This window comes from Pantoea sp. GABEPS69 (assembly GCF_045780835.1).
Classification (GTDB): domain Bacteria; phylum Pseudomonadota; class Gammaproteobacteria; order Enterobacterales; family Enterobacteriaceae; genus Pantoea; species Pantoea septica.
The window spans coordinates 889,682-910,384 of sequence record NZ_CP118618.1 but is presented as its reverse complement, the minus strand read 5'-3'; the positions used below and the strand labels follow the sequence as shown (position 1 = coordinate 910,384).

18 protein-coding genes are annotated in these 20,703 nt (G+C 59.3%); 16 read left to right on the top strand and 2 right to left on the bottom strand.

Features of this window, described 5'->3' with window-relative positions; all coding sequences use genetic code 11:
* Nucleotides 1-120: 120 nt before the first annotated feature.
* On the bottom strand, nt 121-456 hold the full coding sequence (locus tag PVE98_RS04340; RefSeq protein WP_033754097.1) for a DUF2002 family protein: 336 nt from the start codon (nt 454-456) through the stop codon (nt 121-123).
* Nucleotides 457-608: 152 nt separating this feature from the next.
* Between PVE98_RS04340 and PVE98_RS04335 the strand changes: the two genes are divergently transcribed.
* The 12 genes from PVE98_RS04335 to emrB all read left to right on the top strand — a co-directional run bounded on the left by PVE98_RS04335 (nt 609) and on the right by emrB (nt 13,820).
* Nucleotides 609-926 carry a DUF883 family protein gene (locus PVE98_RS04335; protein ID WP_033754100.1) on the top strand — a complete coding sequence of 106 codons (318 nt, stop codon included), beginning with the start codon at nt 609-611 and terminating at the stop codon, nt 924-926.
* Between the two features lie 297 nt (nt 927-1,223).
* Nucleotides 1,224-1,466, top strand: a complete 243-nt coding sequence (locus PVE98_RS04330) for a redoxin NrdH (protein ID WP_033754102.1) — start codon at nt 1,224-1,226, stop codon at nt 1,464-1,466.
* A 4-nt stretch (nt 1,467-1,470) separates the two neighbouring features.
* A complete protein-coding gene (gene nrdI / locus PVE98_RS04325) occupies nt 1,471-1,884 on the top strand; it encodes a class Ib ribonucleoside-diphosphate reductase assembly flavoprotein NrdI (RefSeq protein ID WP_096073673.1) in 414 nt (137 codons plus the stop codon).
* Nucleotides 1,854-3,992 (top strand): class 1b ribonucleoside-diphosphate reductase subunit alpha, encoded by a 2,139-nt coding sequence (nrdE, locus tag PVE98_RS04320; RefSeq protein WP_407568549.1) that lies wholly within the window; start codon nt 1,854-1,856, stop codon nt 3,990-3,992. Before nrdI ends, nrdE begins: the two co-directional genes overlap by 31 nt.
* Nucleotides 3,993-4,000: 8 nt before the next feature.
* Complete coding sequence (nrdF, locus tag PVE98_RS04315; protein ID WP_096073932.1) at nt 4,001-4,960, top strand: class 1b ribonucleoside-diphosphate reductase subunit beta; 960 nt, start codon at nt 4,001-4,003, stop codon at nt 4,958-4,960.
* Nucleotides 4,961-5,345: 385 nt separating this feature from the next.
* A complete protein-coding gene (gene proV, locus PVE98_RS04310; protein WP_096073675.1) occupies nt 5,346-6,542 on the top strand; it encodes a glycine betaine/L-proline ABC transporter ATP-binding protein ProV in 1,197 nt (398 codons plus the stop codon).
* The gene (gene proW / locus PVE98_RS04305; RefSeq protein ID WP_096073676.1) at nt 6,539-7,693 is read left to right on the top strand and encodes a glycine betaine/L-proline ABC transporter permease ProW; all 1,155 of its coding nucleotides are present in this window, start codon (nt 6,539-6,541) and stop codon (nt 7,691-7,693) included. Before proV ends, proW begins: the two co-directional genes overlap by 4 nt.
* Nucleotides 7,694-7,752: 59 nt before the next feature.
* Nucleotides 7,753-8,751, top strand: coding sequence for a glycine betaine/L-proline ABC transporter substrate-binding protein ProX (gene proX, locus PVE98_RS04300; RefSeq protein WP_096073677.1), 999 nt, complete (start codon nt 7,753-7,755; stop codon nt 8,749-8,751).
* Nucleotides 8,752-8,913: 162 nt separating this feature from the next.
* A complete protein-coding gene (locus PVE98_RS04295) occupies nt 8,914-10,101 on the top strand; it encodes an MFS transporter (RefSeq protein WP_096073678.1) in 1,188 nt (395 codons plus the stop codon).
* Between the two features lie 316 nt (nt 10,102-10,417).
* Entirely contained in the window at nt 10,418-10,948 is a 531-nt protein-coding gene (gene mprA, locus PVE98_RS04290) for a transcriptional repressor MprA (RefSeq protein WP_033754123.1), read from the top strand.
* A 147-nt stretch (nt 10,949-11,095) separates the two neighbouring features.
* Nucleotides 11,096-12,268 carry a multidrug efflux MFS transporter periplasmic adaptor subunit EmrA gene (emrA, locus tag PVE98_RS04285; RefSeq protein WP_096073679.1) on the top strand — a complete coding sequence of 391 codons (1,173 nt, stop codon included), beginning with the start codon at nt 11,096-11,098 and terminating at the stop codon, nt 12,266-12,268.
* A gap of 16 nt (nt 12,269-12,284) precedes the next feature.
* Nucleotides 12,285-13,820 (top strand): multidrug efflux MFS transporter permease subunit EmrB, encoded by a 1,536-nt coding sequence (gene emrB, locus PVE98_RS04280; RefSeq protein ID WP_033754128.1) that lies wholly within the window; start codon nt 12,285-12,287, stop codon nt 13,818-13,820.
* Nucleotides 13,821-13,926: 106 nt separating this feature from the next.
* On the opposite strand, the gene PVE98_RS04275 is transcribed toward emrB, so the two are convergent.
* The gene (locus PVE98_RS04275) at nt 13,927-15,078 is read right to left on the bottom strand and encodes a tRNA/rRNA methyltransferase (RefSeq protein ID WP_096073680.1); all 1,152 of its coding nucleotides are present in this window, start codon (nt 15,076-15,078) and stop codon (nt 13,927-13,929) included.
* Between the two features lie 160 nt (nt 15,079-15,238).
* Here PVE98_RS04275 and trxC point away from each other — a divergent pair, with 160 nt between their 5' ends.
* From trxC to pssA, 4 genes are all read left to right on the top strand, one after another.
* Nucleotides 15,239-15,658, top strand: a complete 420-nt coding sequence (trxC, locus tag PVE98_RS04270; RefSeq protein WP_096073933.1) for a thioredoxin TrxC — start codon at nt 15,239-15,241, stop codon at nt 15,656-15,658.
* A gap of 103 nt (nt 15,659-15,761) precedes the next feature.
* Complete coding sequence (locus tag PVE98_RS04265; protein ID WP_033754134.1) at nt 15,762-16,460, top strand: tRNA-uridine aminocarboxypropyltransferase; 699 nt, start codon at nt 15,762-15,764, stop codon at nt 16,458-16,460.
* Between the two features lie 109 nt (nt 16,461-16,569).
* Nucleotides 16,570-19,227: a bifunctional acetate--CoA ligase family protein/GNAT family N-acetyltransferase gene (locus PVE98_RS04260; protein ID WP_096073681.1), complete on the top strand. Its 2,658-nt coding sequence runs from the start codon at nt 16,570-16,572 to the stop codon at nt 19,225-19,227.
* 117 nt (nt 19,228-19,344) lie between these two features.
* A complete protein-coding gene (gene pssA / locus PVE98_RS04255; protein ID WP_096073682.1) occupies nt 19,345-20,700 on the top strand; it encodes a CDP-diacylglycerol--serine O-phosphatidyltransferase in 1,356 nt (451 codons plus the stop codon).
* The last annotated feature ends 3 nt before the right edge of the window (nt 20,701-20,703 follow it).

The following is a 20,703-nucleotide window of genomic DNA, read 5'->3' as shown; positions in this document are numbered from 1 at the left end:
GACGTCTAAACATCTATATGGCAGGGTTATACGCGTCGCCGCCGGGAATTGCAACGTGATAAAAGATAAGGTTTTGCTAAAAAAAGACGCCGTGCCCCGCGCTGACGGGGCTGGCCGCCGTCAGCCGAAGACGCTTTGCAGATAGCGCTCCAGCGCGATGCGCGAACTGAATCCGTGGGGAATGCCGTAGTGCTCCTGCGACTCGCCCGCCAGATAGAGCGGAAACCGCGTGTAGTGATCGCAGGTCTTCATCTCTGACGCCGGTTCGGCGAACGGCTGACTCTTCTCTTTTAGCGTGGGGTGGATCACCAGCGCCGTGCGTCCCATACGGGCTTCGCGATTAACATAGACATAGCTGTCGCCACGGCGATAGCCGTAAGCTTTGGGCGTGACCTCGTCTACTTCGAATCCCGCCTTCTCCAGAACGCGCGCTACCTCATCGGGTCGTAAATACATGCTCTCTCCTCTCTTCTTTCAAGCCTCGCAACCTTACAACAGCACGCCGCCGTGCGGCTTTCGGAATTTCCCTAAACCCCAGATGTGCCGATGCGTTTATCTGTGCATCGTCTACACTCAGTATTACGTTTAAAATCAAAGGGAGCGAAAAAATGTTTAATCGAACCACTAAAAACGATGACATTGATGTTAACCAGGATGTGAACGATCTCGCTGATTCGCTGGAAGCGCTGCTGAAATCTTACGGCAGCGAAGCGAAAGATGAGGTGGACTCTGCGCGCAGTCAGGCGCAGGCGCTGCTGAAGCAGACGCGTGCGAAACTGAACGGCGGTCATGGACGCGTTTCTCAGGCGGCACGCGATGCGAGCTATCAGGTTGACGCCTACGTGCACGATAAACCCTGGCACGGCGTGGGCATCGGCGCTGCGGTCGGCCTGGTATTAGGCGCGCTGCTGGTCGGTCGCCGCTAATCTCGTCAGAACCCTCAAGGCCTCGCGCAAGCGGGGCTTTTTTTCGCCCTTTTCCTGCCTCGATGTCTTTACAAAATTCTTTCCCCTACCCCGATCCCCATGCCGCCTGGCGTTAGCCGTTTTTTGCCGATGGTTTGCCGGAAACCCTATATATAGTGTGCTTGAATTTTTAAACCGCTATATCTAGTATCTTCTCTATCATCCAGACACAAGATGCGAGCCGCGACGCCGTCCAGAATAAAGGCCTTCGCCTGCGGATCACACCACGTGGCCCATGACTTAAGGGAAATACGAATCATGCGCATTATTATTTACACTAAAGATAACTGTGTCCAGTGCAACGCGACGAAGCAGGCCATGGATCGTCACGGCATCGCCTATCAGCTGATCAATCTCGACGCGCAGCCTGAAGCCGCCGACAGCCTGAAAGCGCTCGGCTACCGTCAGGTGCCGGTGGTGATGGCGGACAACGACCACTGGAGCGGTTTCCGTCCGGATAAGATCGCCGGTCTGCGCCAGCTTGCGGCGGCGGGAGAGTAGCGCCATGTTTCCACTGGTCTACTTCTCCAGCCAGTCGGAAAACACCCATCGGTTTATTACCCGTCTGGGCTTGCCGGCGCGGCGCATTCCGCTCGATCTGGCCGCGCGCCTGCAGCAGCAGCAGCCCTATATTCTGGTGGTGCCCAGCTATGGCGGCGGCGGCAGTCGCGGCGCGGTGCCCAGACAGGTTATTCACTTTCTTAATGATGAATCGAACCGGCGCGGCATTCGCGGCGTGATCGCCGCGGGGAACCGCAATTTCGGCGAGGCTTACTGCCTGGCGGGCGACATCATCGCGCAAAAATGCCAGGTTCCCGTGCTCTACCGCTTTGAGCTGATGGGAACGCCGGACGACATCACCACGGTTAAAGCGGGAGTAACCCAATTTTGGCAACAACAGACACCCTCAATGGCGTAACGCTCGACTATCACGCGCTCAACGCCATGCTGAACCTTTATGATGCCGATGGCCGCATCCAGTTCGACAAAGATCGCGAAGCGACGCGCCAGTTCATTCTGCAGCACGTCGCGCCGAATACGCTCGCTTTCGCCAGCGCGGCGGAGCGCCTGCGCTATCTGGTCGAAGAAGGCTATTACGAAGCGGCGGTGCTGAACCAGTACGACTTCGACTTTCTGTGCCGTTTTCATGACGAGGCGGCGGCCTGGGGCTTTGAGTTTAAAACCTTTCTCGGCGCGTGGAAGTGCTACACCAGCTATACGCTAAAGAGCTTCGACGGCAAACGCTATCTGGAGAGCTTCGAACAGCGCGCCTGCATGGTGGCGCTGACGCTGGCGCAGGGCAGCGAGACGCTGGCGCGATCGCTGCTGGAGGAGATGCTGAGCGGCCGTTTCCAGCCTGCGACGCCGACCTTCCTTAACTGCGGCAAACAGCAGCGCGGCGAGCTGGTCTCCTGTTTCCTGCTGCGCATCGAAGACAATATGGAGTCGATTGGCCGCGCGGTAAATTCCGCGCTGCAGCTCTCCAGGCGCGGCGGCGGCGTGGCGCTTCTGCTCTCGAACCTGCGCGAAAACGGCGCGCCGATCAAACGCATCGAGAACCAGTCTTCGGGCGTGATTCCGGTGATGAAGATGCTGGAGGATGCCTTCTCCTACGCCAATCAGCTTGGCGCGCGTCAGGGCGCGGGCGCGGTATGGCTCAACGCGCACCATCCCGATATTCTGCGCTTTCTCGACACCAAGCGGGAAAACGCCGACGAGAAGATCCGTATCAAGACGCTGTCGCTTGGCGTGGTGATCCCCGATATCACCTTCCAGTTGGCGAAAGAGAACCGCCAGATGGCGCTCTTTTCTCCCTACGACGTTGAGCGCATTTACGGCCAGGCGTTCGGCGACATCAGCATCAGCGAAAAGTATGAGGAGATGGTGGCGGACGACCGCATCCGTAAGCGCTGGATCCAGCCGCGCGATTTCTTCCAGACGCTGGCGGAGATCCAGTTCGAGTCCGGCTATCCCTACATCATGTATGAGGACAGCATAAACCGCAGCAACCCGATCGCTGGCCGCATCAATATGAGCAACCTCTGCTCGGAGATTTTGCAGGTCAACAGCGCCAGCGAGTTCAACGAGGATCTCAGCTATCGCCGCGTCGGCAAGGATATCTCCTGCAACCTCGGCTCGCTGAATATTGCGCACGCTATGGACTCGCGCGACCTGGCGCGTACCGTGGACGTAGCCGTGCGCGCACTGACCGCCGTTTCTGATATGAGTTTTATCGGCTCGGTGCCGTCGGTAGCGGAAGGCAACCAGCGTTCGCACGCGATTGGCCTTGGCCAGATGAACCTGCACGGTTATCTGGCGCGCGAAGGCATCCCCTACGGATCGCCAGAAGCGCTCGACTTTACTAACCTCTATTTCTACTGCGTCACCTTTTACGCGCTGCGCACCTCAAACCAGCTGGCACGCGAGCGCGGGCAGCGCTTCGACGGCTTCGAGCAATCGACCTATGCCAGCGGCACGTACTTCGACAAATATGTCGAGCGCGACTGGCTGCCGCGCACCGAGCGCGTGGCGCGGCTGTTCGCCGAGGCGGGAATTTCCCTGCCGACGCGCGCCGACTGGCAGGCGCTGCGCGAGGCGGTGATGGCGCACGGGTTATATAACCAGAACCTGCAGGCGATTCCGCCGACCGGCTCTATCTCCTATATCAACCACGCCACCTCGAGCATCCACCCGATCGTGTCGCGCATTGAGATTCGTAAAGAGGGCAAAACCGGACGCGTTTACTATCCCGCGCCCTTCCTTACCAACGAGAACCTTGCGCTCTATCAGGATGCGTACCAGATCGGGCCGGAAGCGATCATCGACACCTATGCCGAAGCGACGCAGCATGTCGATCAGGGCCTGTCGCTGACGCTCTTTTTCCGCGACGACGTCACCACCCGCGACATCAACAAAGCGCAGATTTACGCCTGGAAGAAAGGCATCAAAACGCTTTACTACATTCGACTGCGCCAGATGGCGCTACAGGGCACGGAGGTGCAGGGCTGCGTTTCCTGCGCCCTGTGATGAAAACTATGCGACTACAACAGATTCAGGCGATTAACTGGAACCGTCTTCAGGACGAGAAAGATCTTGAGGTGTGGAACCGTCTCACCAGCAACTTCTGGCTGCCGGAAAAGGTGCCGCTGTCGAACGATCTGCCCGCCTGGCAGACGCTGGACAGCCAGCAGCAGCAGCTCACGATTCGGGTGTTTACCGGGCTGACGCTGCTCGACACCATTCAAAACGTGATCGGCGCGCCGGGCCTGATGCCGGACGCGCTGACACCGCATGAAGAGGCGGTGCTCTCTAATATCAGCTTTATGGAGGCGGTGCATGCGCGCTCCTACAGCTCCATCTTCTCCACGCTCTGCAACACCAGCGACGTCGACGCCGCCTATCAGTGGAGCGAGGAGAACGAGGCGCTGCAGAACAAGGCGCGCATTATTCTGCAGCACTACCGCGCCGACGATCCGCTGAAGAAAAAGATCGCCAGCGTGTTTCTCGAGTCATTTCTCTTCTACTCCGGCTTCTGGCTGCCGATGTACTGGTCAAGCCGCGGCAAGCTGACCAATACCGCCGATCTCATTCGGCTGATCATCCGCGATGAAGCGGTGCACGGCTACTACATCGGCTATAAATATCAGCAAGCGCTGGAGCAGGTTGATGACGCGCGTAAAGAGGCGCTGCAGCAGTTCGCCTACGATCTGCTGCTGGCGCTGTATGACAACGAGGTCGCCTATACCGAGGCGCTCTACGCCGACGTCGGCTGGGCGGAAGAGGTGAAGACCTTTCTGCACTATAACGCCAATAAGGCGCTGATGAACCTGGGCTATGAGGCGCTTTTCCCGGCGGAACTCACCGCCGTGAATCCGGCGATTCTCGCCGCTCTTTCGCCCAACGCCGACGAAAACCACGATTTCTTCTCCGGCTCCGGCTCCTCCTATGTGATGGGCAAAGCGGTAGAAACCGAAGACGAAGACTGGGACTTTTAATCGACCTGCGTCGGGCCCGTCGCGGCCCGACAATATTATTTTTTCCCGCCCCGCTGGCCGCCGATTATTTCGCAAAAGCGCCGTTTTTATTTCGCCATCATTTCTCTTTAAAGAGACGTTAATTGCCTTTTTCAGGCATGTTCTTTTCTGACAATTTTGCCGCTAACGACGCTAAATCGCCATAAATCGGGATCGCGCCGATAAAAAATTATTCTGCCCTCATCCCTTGTGAGCACTGGAAATTCTGCCGATCGCGCCGTTTATCTCGCTATGAATATTGTCATCCAGGGTTGTCAGATAGTGTCAGTATGTTACGGTATGACCCGCTTAAATTTCACCAGGAAAACTGAACTTCAAAATAATTTAACCAGGATTTTATCACTGCATGGCAATTAAACTTGAAGTAAAAAATCTTTATAAAATATTTGGGGATAATCCCGACCGCGCGTTTAAATATATTGAAAAAGGGGAAAGCAAAGAGACAATACTGGTGAAAACCGGTTTGTCGCTGGGCGTCAAAAACGCCAGTCTGGCCATTGAAGAAGGCGAGATATTCGTCATCATGGGACTTTCCGGCTCTGGAAAATCGACCATGGTTCGCCTTCTCAATCGTCTGATCGAGCCCACACGGGGCCAGGTAATTATTGACGGCGTCGATATCGCCAAAATATCCGACAGCGAACTGCGCGAAGTGCGCAGAAATAAGATCAGTATGGTATTTCAGTCATTTGCGCTGATGCCGCATATGAACGTGCTAAATAATACCGCCTTCGGCATGGAATTAGCCGGCGTGCCGCTGGCAGAACGTCAGGAAAAAGCGCTGGATGCGCTGCGTCAGGTCGGGCTGGAAAATTATGCCCACGCTTATCCCGACGAACTTTCCGGTGGTATGCGTCAGCGCGTGGGATTAGCGCGTGCGCTGGCGATCAATCCTGATATTTTGCTGATGGACGAAGCTTTTTCCGCGCTCGATCCGCTGATCCGCACCGAAATGCAGGATGAGCTGGTGAAGCTGCAGGCGAAACACCAGCGCACCATTATTTTTATTTCCCACGATCTCGACGAAGCGATGCGCATCGGCGACCGCATCGCCATTATGCAGGGCGGCGAAGTGGTGCAGGTCGGCACGCCGGACGAAATTCTGAATAACCCCGCCAACGACTATGTGCGCACCTTTTTCCGCGGCGTCGATATCAGCCACGTCTTCAGCGCGAAAGATATCGCCCGTCGCAGCGCGGGATCGCTGATCCGCAAAGCACCCGGCTTCGGCCCGCGCTCCGCTATCAAGCTGCTGCAGGATGAAGATCGCGAATTCGGCTATGTGCTGGAGAAGCAGAAATTTATCGGCGTGGTCTCGACCGACTCGCTGAAAGCGGCGCTGGCGGCGGGCGAAGGGCTGGATAGCGCCCTGCTCGACGCACCGGCCGCCGTTCCCTCCGATACCTCGCTGAACGATCTGCTCGGCCACGTCGCGCACGCGCCCTGCGCCGTGCCGGTAGTGGGCGAAGAGGATCAGTACGTCGGCATCATTTCCAAAGGCATGTTGTTACGCGCTTTAGATCGTGAGGGAGCTTCGTCATGAGTGAACAGAACAGTAATCCGTGGGAGGACACGAGCGCCGCGTCTCAGACCGACGCCGCCGCGCAGGCGAGCAGCGATCCCTGGGCCGGCGCGGGAGATGCCGCCATGCAGCACGCCGCGCCAGCCAGCCAGGGCGCTGACGCCTGGGGCACGCCTGACGGCGGCGGCACGCATGATGCCGCCGCCAGCGGCAGCGACTGGCTGAGCAGCGCGCCTGCGCCGCAGCCGGAGCATTTTAATCTGCTCGATCCCTTTCATAAAACGCTGATCCCGCTCGATCGCTGGGTGACCGAAGGCATCGACTGGGTGGTGAATCACTTCCGTCCGCTGTTTCAGGGCGTGCGCGTGCCGGTGGACTATATCCTGAGCGCCTTTCAGCAACTGCTGCAGAGCCTGCCCGCGCCGGTGGCGATTGTGGTGTTCGCCCTGATCGCCTGGCAGATCGCCAGCCCGGCGATGGGCGTCGCGACGCTGATCTCGCTGGTGCTGATCGGTGCGATCGGCGCCTGGTCGCAGGCGATGGTGACGCTGGCGCTGGTGCTGACCGCGCTGCTGTTCTGCATCGTCATCGGGCTGCCGCTCGGCATCTGGCTGGCGCGCAGCGAGCGTGCGAGCCGTATCATCCGGCCGCTGCTGGACGCGATGCAGACCACGCCGGCGTTTGTTTATCTGGTGCCGATCGTCATGCTGTTCGGCATCGGCAACGTGCCCGGCGTAGTGGTGACCATTATTTTCGCCCTGCCGCCGATGGTGCGCCTGACGATCCTCGGCATCAAGCAGGTGCCTGCCGATCTGATCGAGGCCAGCGAATCCTTCGGCGCCAGCCCGCGTCAGATGCTGTTTAAAGTGCAGCTGCCGCTGGCGATGCCGACCATTATGGCGGGCGTCAACCAGACGCTGATGCTGGCGCTGTCGATGGTGGTGATCGCCTCGATGATCGCCGTCGGCGGGCTCGGCCAGATGGTGCTGCGCGGTATCGGCCGTCTCGATATGGGACTGGCCACCGTGGGCGGCGTCGGCATCGTAATCCTCGCCATTATCCTTGACCGTCTTACCCAGTCCGTGGGTCGCGACGGCCGCAGCCGCGGCAGCCGCCACTGGAGCCACACCGGCCCGGTTGGGCTGCTGACGCGCCCTTTCCGCAAATCCTGATTTTTTCGGGCGGCCCGTCGCGGCCGCTCGCCTCGCAACGCCGACAATAAGGAATAACTATGCGCAAGACCGCACCTCTCCTCGCCGCCGTGCTGACCACGTTCACCTTTTCCCAGGCTTTTGCCGCCGATCTGCCGGGCAAAGGCATCACCGTTAAGCCCGCGCAGAGCACCATCGCCGAAGAGGGCTTCCAGACGCTGCTGGTGAGCCGCGCGCTGGAAAAGCTGGGCTATACCGTCGAAAAGCCGAGCGAAATTGACTATAACGTCGCCTACACCTCTATCGCCGCCGGCGACCTCACCTTTGTCGCCACCAACTGGCAGCCGCTGCATGACGATATGTACAACGCCGCAGGCGGCGACAAGAAGTTCTACCGCGCAGGCACCTACGTCTCCGGCGCGGCGCAGGGTTATCTGATCGACAAGAAGACCGCCGAGCAGTATCACATCACCAATATCGCGCAGCTGAAAGACCCGAAAATCGCGCAGCTGTTCGACAGCAACGGCGACGGCAAAGCAGATATGACCGGCTGCACGCCCGGCTGGGGCTGCGAAGCGGTCATCAATCATCAGAACGCCGCGTTCGGCCTGAGCGATACCGTGACCGCCAATATGGGCAACTACTCGGCGATGGTCGCCGATACCCTGGCGCGCTTTAAGCAGGGCAAGCCGATCCTTTACTATACCTGGACGCCCTACTGGCTCAGCGACGTGCTGAAGCCGGGCCGCGACGTGGTGTGGCTGCAGGTGCCGTTCTCGTCGCTGCCGGGCGCGCAGAGCAAGGTCGACACCAAACTGCCGAACGGCGCCAACTACGGTTTCCCGGTCAATACTATGCATATCGTGGCCAATAAAACCTGGGCGGAGAAGAACCCGGCGGCGGCGACGCTGTTTGCCGAGATGAAGCTGCCGATTACCGATATCAATGCGGAAAATGCGGCGATGCATGCCGGTCAGGCGTCTGAAGCGGATATCAACCGCCATGTCGACGGCTGGATCCACGCCCACCAGCAGCAGTTCGATCGCTGGATTCAGGACGCGCTCGCGGCTGCCAAATAAATCACGACTCACTCCAGGGGCAGTATGCGCTGCCCCTCTGCCTTCCCTGCCCTCTCTTTCTGCCGAACCGACTGGTACGTCCTGTCAAATTACACATCAGCGAAATAGTTTTTTGGGTTACTATTACCCGATTATGATTATTACTCTCTGCGCTCCTGATAAATGAATGCTCATCGCCATACGCTGACGCCTGCGCTGGTGTTGCTGATGTCTGTCGCCACAGGTCTCTCTGTAGCCAGCAACTACTATGTGCAGCCGCTGCTCAATACCGTCGCCCAGAACTTTAACCTCTCCGTCAGCATGGCGGGCTTTATCGTCACCACGGCGCAGCTTGGCTACGCCTGCGGTCTGCTGCTGCTGGTGCCGCTTGGCGATATGCTTGAGCGCCGCGCCCTGATCGTCGGCATGAGCCTGCTGGCGGCGGGCGGCATGGTGATGACCGCCACCTCCTCCTCTTTTACGCTGCTGCTGCTGGGCACGGTGCTGACCGGCCTGTTCTCGGTGGTGGCGCAGATCCTGGTGCCGCTTGCCGCGACGCTGGCGCCGCCGGAGAAGCGCGGCAAAATCGTCGGCACGGTAATGAGCGGGCTGCTGCTCGGTATTCTGCTGGCGCGTACCGTCGCGGGCGCGCTGGCGCAGCTGGGCGGCTGGCGCACCGTTTACTGGACCGCCAGCGTCCTGATGGTGCTGATGGCGCTGGCACTGTGGCGCTTTCTGCCGCAGGTTAAGCCCACGGTGTCACTGAACTATCCGCAGCTGCTGAAATCGATTTTCCAGCTCTATCGGGCCAATCGCGTGATTCGTACCCGCGCCTGGACCGGCTGTCTCTCTTTCGCCAACTTTAGCGTGCTCTGGACGTCGATGGCGTTTCTGCTCGCCTCGCCGCCTTACGGTTACTCTGAAGGGGAAATCGGCCTGCTGGGGCTGGTCGGCGCGGCGGGCGCGCTGGCGGCGCGTCAGGCCGGATCGCTGGCGGATAAGGGCAAAGCCAAGCTAACCACCACGCTGGGCCTGCTGATTATGCTCGCCTCCTGGGGGATGACCGCGCTGGGCGCGCACTCTCTGGCCGCGCTAATTGTCGGCATTCTGCTGCTCGACCTGGCGGTTCAGGGGGTGCATATCACCAATCAGAGCGTGATCTACAGTCAGATGCCCGAGGCGCGCAATCGCCTTACCGCTGGCTATATGACCAGCTATTTTATCGGTGGCGCGTTTGGTTCGGTGCTCTCCGCCAACGCCTTTCACTTCGCCGGCTGGTACGGCGTATGCGCCGCTGGCGTGGTGATGACGCTGCTCAACCTGCTGATTTGGTGGCGCGGTTACCGCTTCGAAACCCACTTTAGTAAGTAAATAAAATACCAAACATGTGATTGAGTCTGGTCACGAATGGTTAGTTTTGTTATGGTTAGCAACAAACCTATTCACACAAGTTATTTTTTCTTGCGAAATTATTTAGCAAACAAAAAGTTTCTTCCCGTTTAGATATCGTGCCCTGCAGCGATAAGCAGCAGTGGACGAGGGTTTCGTGCCCAAGGTCAGGGAGCGGCCTGGAACCACCTGATGACGACAGTGTGATCTTCTGAACAATTGCGCGGAGTAAAAATGACTACGCTTAATCTGTCACCATCGTTACTATATTAGTTGCAACTAGTGAGGTTTTTTTATAATGGAAAGTTCGTTTACTCCCATTGAACAGATGCTTAACATCCGCGCAAATCGCCACAAAGATTTCCCGCTGCACGAAATCATTCTGACGCGTCTGTGCATGCACATGCAGGGAAAGCTGCTGGAAAATCGCAATAAGATGTTAAAGGCGCAGGGAATTAACGAAACCTTATTCATGGCGTTGATTACGCTGGATGCGCAGGAAAACCAGAGCATTCAGCCCTCCGAGCTGAGCGCCGCGCTGGGTTCTTCGCGCACCAACGCCACGCGTATCGCCGATGAGCTGGAGAAGCGCGGCTGGATCGAGCGTCGCGAGAGCGATAACGATCGTCGCTGCCTCCATCTGCATCTCACCGAAAAAGGGAACGAGTTCCTGCGTCAGCTGCTGCCGCCTCAGCATCAGAGCCTGCAATATCTCTGGTCTTCGCTGTCGAACGACGAGAAATCGCAGCTGGAAGGCATCACGCGTAAATTGCTCAATCGTCTCGACAAAATGGACGAAGACCAGGTCATCGCCTCCCTCTCTCGCTAATAGCAAGAACTGCGACACAATCACCTGTCGAAACCGTTATTTTAATCCCCTTTTATCCGGCCAGCGCCTTGTCGCTGGCTTTTTTCGACTCGGGCTCCGTGAAAAGGGACAATCGCGCCCCGGCATATGAAACAGTTGGAGACAGAGATGAGTGCAACAGCGGAGGCGCAAAGCCCGCAACAGCCAGCCCAAAAAAAGAAGACGCGTAAAAAAGTGCTGATTCTGCTGGCGCTGCTTTTTGTGCTGGCTGGCATCGCCTGGGGTGTTTACTGGTTCCTGGTGCTGCGGCATTTTCAGGAAACAGACGACGCTTACGTGGCCGGAAATCAGGTGCAGGTCATGGCGCAGGTGTCGGGCAGCGTTAATAAAGTCTGGTTCGACGATACCGATTTCGTGAAGAAAGGCGACGTGCTGGTTTCGCTGGACAAAACCGACGCCGAGCAGGCGTTTGAAAAAGCGCAGACCGCGCTGGCCACCAGCGTGCGTCAGACCCATCAGCTGATGATCAACGCGAAGCAGTATCAGGCGAGCATCGCGCTGCAGCAAACCGCGCTGGCGCAGGCGGAAGCGGATCTGAAACGCCGCGAGCCGCTGGGAGCGTCTAACCTGATCGGCCGTGAAGAGCTGCAGCACTCGCGCGACGCGGTGGCGACCGCGAAAGCGCAGCTCGACGTGGCGGTGCAGCAGTACAACGCCAACCAGGCGATGATCCTCAACACTTCGCTGGACGAGCAGCCGGCGGTAAAACAGGCCGCCGCGGAACTGCGCGACGCCTGGCTGGCGCTGCAGCGTACCGATATTCGCAGCCCGATGGACGGCTACGTGTCGCGCCGCAGCGTGCAGGTCGGCTCGCAAATCAGCACCAGCACGCCGCTGATGGCGGTGGTGCCCGCCACCAATCTGTGGATCGACGCTAACTTCAAAGAGACGCAGCTGGCTGGCGTGCGCATCGGACAGGACGCCACGGTGGTGGCCGATATCTATGGCGACGACGTGGTCTATCACGGCAAAGTGGTCGGTCTGGATATGGGCACCGGCAGCGCCTTCTCGCTGCTGCCTGCGCAGAACGCCACCGGCAACTGGATCAAAGTGGTTCAGCGTCTGCCGGTGCGTATCGAGCTTAATCAGGACGATATCGCGAAACATCCGCTGCGTATTGGTCTGTCGACGCTGGTGAAAGTCGACACCACCAGTAAAGACGGCAGCGCCCTCGCCACCAGCGTTCGTCAGCAGGCCGCCTATAGCAGCAATGCGCTGGCGATCGATCTGGCGCCGGTGAACCAGCTGATCACTGATATCGTTCGCGCCAACGCCGGATGATCACGCGGAGGCTGTCATGGCACAAAAACCGCTAGAAGGCGCGCCGCTGGTCCTGATGACCATCGCGCTGTCGTTGGCGACCTTTATGCAGGTGCTGGATTCGACCATCGCTAACGTGGCGATTCCGACCATCGCAGGCAATCTGGGCGCCTCCAACTCGCAGGGCACATGGGTCATTACCTCGTTTGGGGTGGCGAACGCCATCTCCATTCCGATTACGGGCTGGCTGGCGAAGCGCGTCGGCGAGGTGAAACTCTTTACCTGGGCGACCATTCTGTTCGCTATCGCCTCCTGGGCGTGCGGCATGTCGGAAAGCCTGGAGATGCTGATTTTCTTCCGCGTCCTGCAGGGCGTGGTGGCAGGTCCGCTGATTCCGCTCTCCCAGAGCCTGCTGCTCAGCAACTATCCGCCTGCCAAGCGCAGCATCGCCCTCTCGCTGTGGGCGATGACGGTGATCGTTGCGCCCATCTGCGGGCCGATTCTCGGCGGCTGGATCAGCGATAACTACCACTGGGGCTGGATCTTCTTTATCAACGTGCCGATCGGCGCGGTGGTGGTGATGCTGACGCTGCAGACGCTGCGCGGCCGCGAAACCCGCACCGAGGTTCGCCCTATCGACGTGGTGGGCCTGGTACTGCTGGTGGTGGGCATCGGCTGTCTGCAGGTGATGCTGGACCGCGGTAAGGAGCTCGACTGGTTTAACTCTACTGAGATTGTGGTGCTGACGGTGGTCGCCGTGGTGTCGCTGGCGGTGCTGCTGGTGTGGGAGCTAACCGACGATCACCCGATTGTCGATCTGGCGCTATTTAAGTCGCGCAACTTCACCATCGGCTGCCTCTCTATTAGCCTGGCCTATATGCTCTACTTCGGCTCGATCGTTCTGCTGCCGCAGTTGTTGCAGGAGGTATACGGCTACACGGCGACCTGGGCCGGTCTGGCGTCCGCGCCGGTAGGGATTATTCCGGTGATCCTGTCGCCGATTATCGGCCGCTTCGCCCACAAGCTGGATATGCGTCGGCTGGTGACCTTCAGCTTTATCATGTATGCCGTCTGCTTCTACTGGCGCGCCTATACCTTCGAACCCTCGATGGACTTTGGCGCGTCGGCCTGGCCGCAGTTTATCCAGGGCTTTGCGGTCGCCTGCTTCTTTATGCCGCTCACTACCATTACCCTTTCGGGACTGGCGCCTGAGCGGCTGGCGGCAGCGTCGAGCCTGTCGAACTTCGTGCGTACGCTGGCGGGCTCGATCGGCACTTCGATTACCACCACTATGTGGACTAACCGGGAATCGATGCACCACAGCACCTTTACCGAGTCGATTACGCCCTACAACCCCAATGCGCAGCAGATGTATACGCAGCTGGAAGGCATGGGGATGAGCCATCAGCAGGCATCGGCCTATATCGCGCAGCAGATCACCAACCAGGGGCTGATTATCTCCGCCAACGAAATCTTCTGGGCCTCGGCCGGCGTGTTTTTGATTCTGCTGGTGCTGATCTGGTTTGCCCGCCCGCCGTTTGGTTCCGGCAGCGGCGGCGGCGGCGCGCACTGATTTAAGACGTTAGTAAACAGCGCTGACATGAAAAAGTGGGTGGTCTGGGCAGAAGAGCAAAGCCTCACAAGCACAGAAACAAAAACGGGCCTTTCGGCCCGTTTTTTTATGCGTTCTGGCGCCACCATTCAGCAAGCAGAATGCCGGTAGCCACCGAGACGTTAAGACTCTCGACGTTGCCAGTGCCGCCAATCGACAGGCTGATATCGCCCTGCTGGAACGCGCTGTCGGACAGGCCTTCGCTCTCCTGCCCCAGCACCAGCACCATCTTCGCCGGCAGCTCGGCTTTCGCCAGCGGCGTGCCTTCATGGCTAGAGGTGGTGACAATGGTATAGCCCGCCTTGCGGAACGCTTCCAGACCGGCGGCAAAGCTTTCGCCGCTGATCGCCTGAACGTGTTCTGCGCCGCCTTCAGCGGTACGCACCGCCGCGCCCGACTCCAGCAGCGAGGCGTCGTTCACCAGCAAACCTTTCACGCCGAAATGCGCGCAGCTGCGCATAATGCCGCCCAGGTTGTGCGGGTTGCTGACATCTTCCAGCGCCAGCACGCAATCTTTCTCACCGGCCTGGCTCAGCCACTCGCTGACCGCCATGCCCATGCGTTTTTTGATAATGAAGCAGACGCCGCCGTGGTGTTCGGTGCCGGAGGCCTTCGCCAGCTCGGCATCCTCAACGACGTGATAGGCTTTGCGGTTCGCCGCCAGCCAGCGCAGCGCTTCGCGGAAACGCGGCGTTACGCTCTGCACGAACCAGGCGCGCACGATCGCTTCGGGGCGGCTCTGGAACAGCGCCTGACAGGCGTTTTCGCCGTAGACGCGCGTCTCTTCCTGACGCTGACGACGGATCACTTCCGGATCGATAGCGACTTTGCCACCCTGCTCCGGCTGTTTCTCTTCTACCGACGCGCGCTCGCTCGGCGGACGCGACACGGTGCGCCAGGGCGAGAAGGCTTCGTCGCTGCGTGGTTTGCGGCTGCCTTCGTCGCTGCGAGAACGACGGCTGCCTTCATCGCTGCGCGGACCACGGCTGCTTTCATCACGGCGAGAACCCCGGCTACCTTCATCGCTGCGCGGCTTGCGGCTGCCGCCCTCTTCGCTGCGGCGGCCTGGGCCAGAAGAACGACGAGAATCTTCCTGACGGGCTGGGCGGCCACCCCCTTTACCGGTACGCGGATTCGGCGCGCGTGAGCCTGACTCGCCCTCATCTCGCACGTACATCACTTTTACCTTGCCACTTTTGCCTTTAAATTCGTCGTTCATCTGTTCCTCCTGCATTGAGAGCGCGCAGATTACCTGATGTATTAGCGCTTAGCTATCAACTATTGAACCTATTGGACAATCCAGTTTGAGGGCGGTTCGCAACCTTCTCATAATGGGCAATATTTACAAGAATGGCACCTGCAAACCCTTTGAGGTAATTATGAATACGGTATGTGCTTCCTGTCAGGCAACCAATCGCGTTCCGCCTGAGCGCGTCGCCGATGGAGCGAAATGCGGCCGCTGCGGCAGCGATCTGTTTAATGGCGAAGTCGCAAACGCGACCGCCGATACGCTGGATAAATATCTGCAGGACGATCTGCCGGTAGTGGTCGATTTCTGGGCGCCCTGGTGCGGCCCCTGCGTTAACTTCGCGCCGGTGTTTAAAGAGGTGGCGCAGGAGCGCAGCGGCCAGGTGCGTTTCATCAAGGTGAACACCGAAGCGGAACCTTCGCTGAGCGCGCGTTTTCGCATCCGCAGCATTCCGACCATTATGATCTTTAAAAAAGGCGAGATGGTGGACATGCTGAACGGCGCGATGCCGAAGGCGCCTTTCAACGAATGGCTGGATGAATCGCTGTAAGTCTCTCCGGACCTTTTCTCCCCATTCTCAGGCCAGCCGCGCTGGCCTTTTTCATTTCGCACGCGCTTCGATTACACTAGCGTTTTACTTTTCTCCCTAAGCCATGACTGATAACGCCGTTCTTCGCCTGCGTGCGCAACGCCTTGCCCGCGCCACTCGCCCTTTTCTCGCCCGAGGCAACCGCGTCGTGCGCTGTCAGCGCTGCTTGCTGCCGCAGAAAAACTGCCTGTGCGCCACTATTAAGCCGCAAAGCGCGCGCAGCCGCTTTTGCCTGGTGATGTTCGATACCGAGCCGATGAAGCCCAGCAACACCGGGCGGCTGATTGCCGATATCCTGCCGCAGACCGACGCGTTCGGCTGGTCGCGCACCGAGCCCGATCCGGCGCTGCTTAGCGCCGTCGCGCATCCCGACTATCAGCCGATGGTGGTATTTCCCGCCTCCTATGCCGATCCCGGCCGCGAGGTGCTGACCGCGCCGCCGCTGAGCGGCAAGCCGCCGCTGTTTATTATGCTCGACGGCACCTGGACCGAAGCGCGCAAAATGTTTCGCAAAAGCCCCTGGCTCGATGCGCTGCCGGTGATGTCGCTCAACGTCACCGCGCCGTCGCGCTATACCCTGCGCGAAGCCCATGGCGAAGGCCAGCACTGTACCGCCGAAGTGGCCGCGGCGCTGCTGGAGCAGGCGGGCGATCTGGCGGCGGCGCAGGCGTTGCGACAGCACTTCGAGCATTTCCGCCACGCCTACCTGGCGGGCAAACCGCATCATCCCGCCCATCAGAGCGTCATCGCCGAAAGCCTGTAGCGCGCCTGCGCGGCGGAAATACCGGTGCGGCTCTCAGCCTGCGATCGCTGGACCGGCAAACCGCGTTAAAAGCGATTACAATCATGCCAGTCGACTTCGGGAGAGTGGGATGAGCCAACGCGGACTGGAAGCGCTGTTACGACCTAAATCCATTGCGGTGATCGGCGCCTCGGACAGGCCGGGACGCGCGGGTCACTTTATGATGCGCAATTTGCTGGCGGGCGGTTTTAGCGGCCCGGTGCTGCCGGTGACGCCCAAATATAAAGCTGTCAGCGGCGTGCTCGCCTGGCCCACCATCGACAGCCTGCCGTTCGCGCCCGACCTGGCGGTGATCTGCACCCATGCGAAACGTAACCTCGAACTGCTGCAGCAGCTGGGCGAAAAAGGGTGCAAGGCCTGTATTATCCTCTCCGCGCCCGCCAGCCAGCTGGACGAGCTCAAAAGCTGCGCCGCGCAGTGGCAGATTCGCCTGCTCGGCCCTAACAGCCTCGGGCTGCTTGCGCCCTGGCAAGGGCTTAACGCCAGCTTCTCGCCGGTGCCGATTGAAAAAGGACGCATCGCCTTTATCTCTCAGTCGGCGGCGGTCTCCAATACGATTCTCGACTGGGCGCAGCAGCGCAGTCTGGGCTTCTCCTGGTTTATCGCGCTGGGCGACAGCCTGGATACCGACGTTGACGATCTGCTCGATTTTCTGGCGCGCGACGGTAAAACCAGCGCCATTCTGCTCTATCTCGAACACCTGAGCGACGCGCGGCGCTTTGTCTCCGCTTCGCGCAGCGCCTCGCGTAATAAACCCATTCTGGTGATCAAAAGCGGCCGCAGCCATCAGGCGCAGGCGCTGCTCGGCACCCACAGCGGGCTGGACGCCGCCTGGGATGCGGCGATCCAGCGCGCCGGCCTGCTGCGCGTGCAGGATACTCACGAACTCTTCACCGCCGTAGAATCGCTCAGCCATATGCGCCCGCTGCGCGGCGACAGGCTGATGATCGTCAGCAACGGCGCCGCGCCTGCTGCGCTGGCGCTGGATGAACTCTATGCGCGTAACGGCAAGCTTGCCGTGCTGAGCGAAGAGATGCTGGCGGCGCTGGCGGCGCTGCTGCCGGAAGGTGTCGGACGCGGCAATCCGCTCGACCTGAAAGATGACGCTACGCCGCAGCGCTATGTCGACTGCCTGAATATCCTGCTGGGCAGCCATGAGCTCGATGCGCTGATGATTATCCATGCGCCCAGCGCGGTAGCGCCCGCCACCGAATCGGCGCAGCAGATCATTCAGGCCATTGCCGCCCATCCGCGCGGCAAGCAGGTAACGCTACTGACTAACTGGTGCGGCGAGTTCTCCTCGCAGGCGGCGCGGCGTGCCTTTACTCAGGCGGGCATTCCCACCTGGCGTACCCCGGAAGGCACGGTCACGGCGTTTATGCACCAGGTGGAGTACCGCCGCAATCAGAAACAGCTGCGCGAAACTCCGGCGCTGCCCGCCAGCCTGACGCAGGACAGCGCCCAGGCGCATCAGCTCTTGTCGCAGGCGCTGGCGAAAGGGGTTACCACGCTCGACACCCATGAGGTGCAGCCGGTGCTGCAGGCGTACGGGCTGGCGACGCTGCCGACCTGGATTGCCAGCGACAGTCTTGATGCGGCCGCTATCGCCGAACGTATCGGCTATCCCGTGGCGCTCAAGCTGCGCTCGCCCGATATCGCGCATAAATCAGAGGTTCAGGGCGTGATGCTCTATCTGCGCAACGCTGCGGAAGTGCAGCAGGCGGCCGAGGCGATCGTCGATCGGGTAAAACAGACGCTGCCGCAGGCGCGCATCGAAGGGCTGCTGGTGCAGAGCATGGCGAACCGCGCCGGGGCGCAGGAGCTGCGCGTCGTGGTGCAGCAGGATGCGCTGTTCGGTCCGGTGATTTTGCTGGGCGAAGGCGGCGTAGAGTGGCAGGCGGACAAGCAGGCGGCGGTAGCGCTGCCGCCGCTTAATATGACGCTGGCGCGCTATCTGGTGATTCAGGCGATCAAAAGCGGCAAGATCCGTAGTCGCGGCGGGCTCGACACGCTGGATATTCCTGCGCTTAGCCAGCTGCTGGTGCAGGTCTCTAACCTGGTGGTGGACTGCCCGGAGATCCAGCGGCTCGATATCCATCCGCTGCTGGCGGCGGGCAGCGAATTCACCCTGCTGGACGTCACCCTCGATCTGGCGCCGTTCAGCGGCGACAACGAAGCGCGGCTGGCGATACGCCCCTATCCGCAGCAGCTTGAAGAGCGGGTGACGCTGAAAGATGGGCAGAGCTGCTTGTTCCGCCCTATCCTGCCGGAAGATGAGCCGCTGCTGCGCGCCTTTATCGCACAGGTTACCAAAGAGGATCTCTACTACCGTTACTTTAGCGAGATCAACGAGTTCACCCATGAGGATCTCGCCAATATGACGCAGATCGACTATGACCGCGAGATGGCCTTCGTCGCGGTGCGACAGCAGCAGGAGAGCAGCGAGATTATCGGCGTCACGCGCGCGATTTCCGACGCCGACAACATTGACGCCGAGTTTTCCGTACTGGTGCGATCCGATTTAAAAGGGCTCGGCATGGGACGGCGGCTGCTGGAAAAAATGATCCGCTATACCCGCGATCATGGCCTGCAGCAGCTCAACGGGATCACCATGCCGCATAACCGCGGCATGATTACCCTGGCGCGCAAGCTGGGGTTTGGGGTGGAGGTTCAGCTCGATGAAGGTATCGTCAGCCTCAATTTACCCTTACACAGGGACATCAGCTAACCTTGTAGAGAAAGGTAAAAAATGGCCGACCGCACCAGGTTGATGTTATTATTTACCGTTATGACCCTGATTTGATGGCAAAAGGCCATGCAATGAAACGAGAAGAAGCGCACTGCGATGCTGACTAAATTCAAACGCAATAAGCATCAACAACACCTCGCACAGTTGCCGAAGCTGTCACAGTCCCCTGCGGACGTGACAACGCTCTACTCGCCAGCCGACTTCCGTCGCACGCTGCTGGAAAAGATCGCGGCGGCACAGCACCGTATCTGCATTGTCGCGCTCTACATGGAAAACGACGATGCCGGCCGCGCGGTAATGGATGCGCTCTATGCGGCGAAACGCGCGCAACCTGAGCTGGATGTCAGCATTCTGGTCGACTGGCATCGCGCCCAGCGCGGACGCATCGGCGCGGCGCGCGGCGTCACTAATGCCGACTGGTATTGCGAGATGGCGACGCAGCATGCGGATATCGCCATTCCGGTTTACGGAATCCCGGTCAATACGCGCGAAGCGCTCGGCGTGCTGCATCTGAAAGGCTTTATCATCGACGATACGCTACTCTACAGCGGCGCCAGTATTAACGACGTTTACCTGCATCAGCACGATAAGTATCGCTACGACCGCTATCAGCTGATTCGCAACCCGCAGTTGGCCGACACCATGTATGAGTGGATTAACGTCAACCTTAAGCAGTCGGAAGCGGTCAACCGTCTCGATCGCGAAGAGCGTCCCTCCAGCCCGGAAATCAAAAATGAGACGCGCCAGTTCCGCCAGGATCTGCGCGGCTTCAACTACCAGTTCACCGGCGATGGCCATAATGAAGAGCTGACCGTTACCCCGCTGGTTGGGCTAGGCAAACGCAGCCTGCTCAATAAAACCATTTTTCACCTGATGCCCTGCACCGAGCAGAAGCTCACCATTTGTACCCCTTACTTCAACCTGCCGGCCATCCTGGTGCGCAGCATTATTCATCTGCTGCGCGAGGGCAAAGAGGTGGAGATTATCGTCGGCGATAAAACCGCCAACGACTTTTATATTCCGCCTGAGCAGCCGTTCAAAATTATCGGCGCGCTGCCCTATCTCTATGAGATCAATCTGCGCCGCTTCCTCAGTCGTCTACAGTACTATGTCGATAACGGACAGCTGGCGGTACGCCTGTGGAAGGATGGCGAGAACAGCTTTCACCTGAAAGGCATTTGGGTCGATGACGAGTGGATGCTGATTACCGGCAATAACCTCAACCCGCGCGCCTGGCGTCTCGATCTGGAAAATGCGGTGCTGATCCACGATCCGCTGCAGCAGCTCGCCGAGCAGCGTGAAAAAGAGCTGGCGCTGATCCGCACGCATACGGAGGTAGTGAAGCATTTCCGCGATCTGGAAAGCATTTCTGACTATCCCGCTAAGGTGCGCAAGCTGATTCGTCGTCTGCGCCGTATTCGTATCGACCGTCTGATTAGCCGTATTCTGTAATGC

Excerpts from the sequence above, each read along its gene's own strand:
- PVE98_RS04340 (WP_033754097.1), bottom strand. The coding sequence starts at position 456 with ATGTATTTACGACCCGATGAGGTAGCGCGCGTTCTGGAGAAGGCGGGA.
- PVE98_RS04335 (WP_033754100.1), top strand. The coding sequence starts at position 609 with ATGTTTAATCGAACCACTAAAAACGATGACATTGATGTTAACCAGGAT.
- PVE98_RS04330 (WP_033754102.1), top strand. The coding sequence starts at position 1,224 with ATGCGCATTATTATTTACACTAAAGATAACTGTGTCCAGTGCAACGCG.
- nrdI (WP_096073673.1), top strand. The coding sequence starts at position 1,471 with ATGTTTCCACTGGTCTACTTCTCCAGCCAGTCGGAAAACACCCATCGG.
- nrdF (WP_096073932.1), top strand. The coding sequence starts at position 4,001 with ATGCGACTACAACAGATTCAGGCGATTAACTGGAACCGTCTTCAGGAC.
- proV (WP_096073675.1), top strand. The coding sequence starts at position 5,346 with ATGGCAATTAAACTTGAAGTAAAAAATCTTTATAAAATATTTGGGGAT.
- proW (WP_096073676.1), top strand. The coding sequence starts at position 6,539 with ATGAGTGAACAGAACAGTAATCCGTGGGAGGACACGAGCGCCGCGTCT.
- proX (WP_096073677.1), top strand. The coding sequence starts at position 7,753 with ATGCGCAAGACCGCACCTCTCCTCGCCGCCGTGCTGACCACGTTCACC.
- PVE98_RS04295 (WP_096073678.1), top strand. The coding sequence starts at position 8,914 with ATGAATGCTCATCGCCATACGCTGACGCCTGCGCTGGTGTTGCTGATG.
- mprA (WP_033754123.1), top strand. The coding sequence starts at position 10,418 with ATGGAAAGTTCGTTTACTCCCATTGAACAGATGCTTAACATCCGCGCA.
- emrA (WP_096073679.1), top strand. The coding sequence starts at position 11,096 with ATGAGTGCAACAGCGGAGGCGCAAAGCCCGCAACAGCCAGCCCAAAAA.
- emrB (WP_033754128.1), top strand. The coding sequence starts at position 12,285 with ATGGCACAAAAACCGCTAGAAGGCGCGCCGCTGGTCCTGATGACCATC.
- PVE98_RS04275 (WP_096073680.1), bottom strand. The coding sequence starts at position 15,078 with ATGAACGACGAATTTAAAGGCAAAAGTGGCAAGGTAAAAGTGATGTAC.
- trxC (WP_096073933.1), top strand. The coding sequence starts at position 15,239 with ATGAATACGGTATGTGCTTCCTGTCAGGCAACCAATCGCGTTCCGCCT.
- PVE98_RS04265 (WP_033754134.1), top strand. The coding sequence starts at position 15,762 with ATGACTGATAACGCCGTTCTTCGCCTGCGTGCGCAACGCCTTGCCCGC.
- PVE98_RS04260 (WP_096073681.1), top strand. The coding sequence starts at position 16,570 with ATGAGCCAACGCGGACTGGAAGCGCTGTTACGACCTAAATCCATTGCG.
- pssA (WP_096073682.1), top strand. The coding sequence starts at position 19,345 with ATGCTGACTAAATTCAAACGCAATAAGCATCAACAACACCTCGCACAG.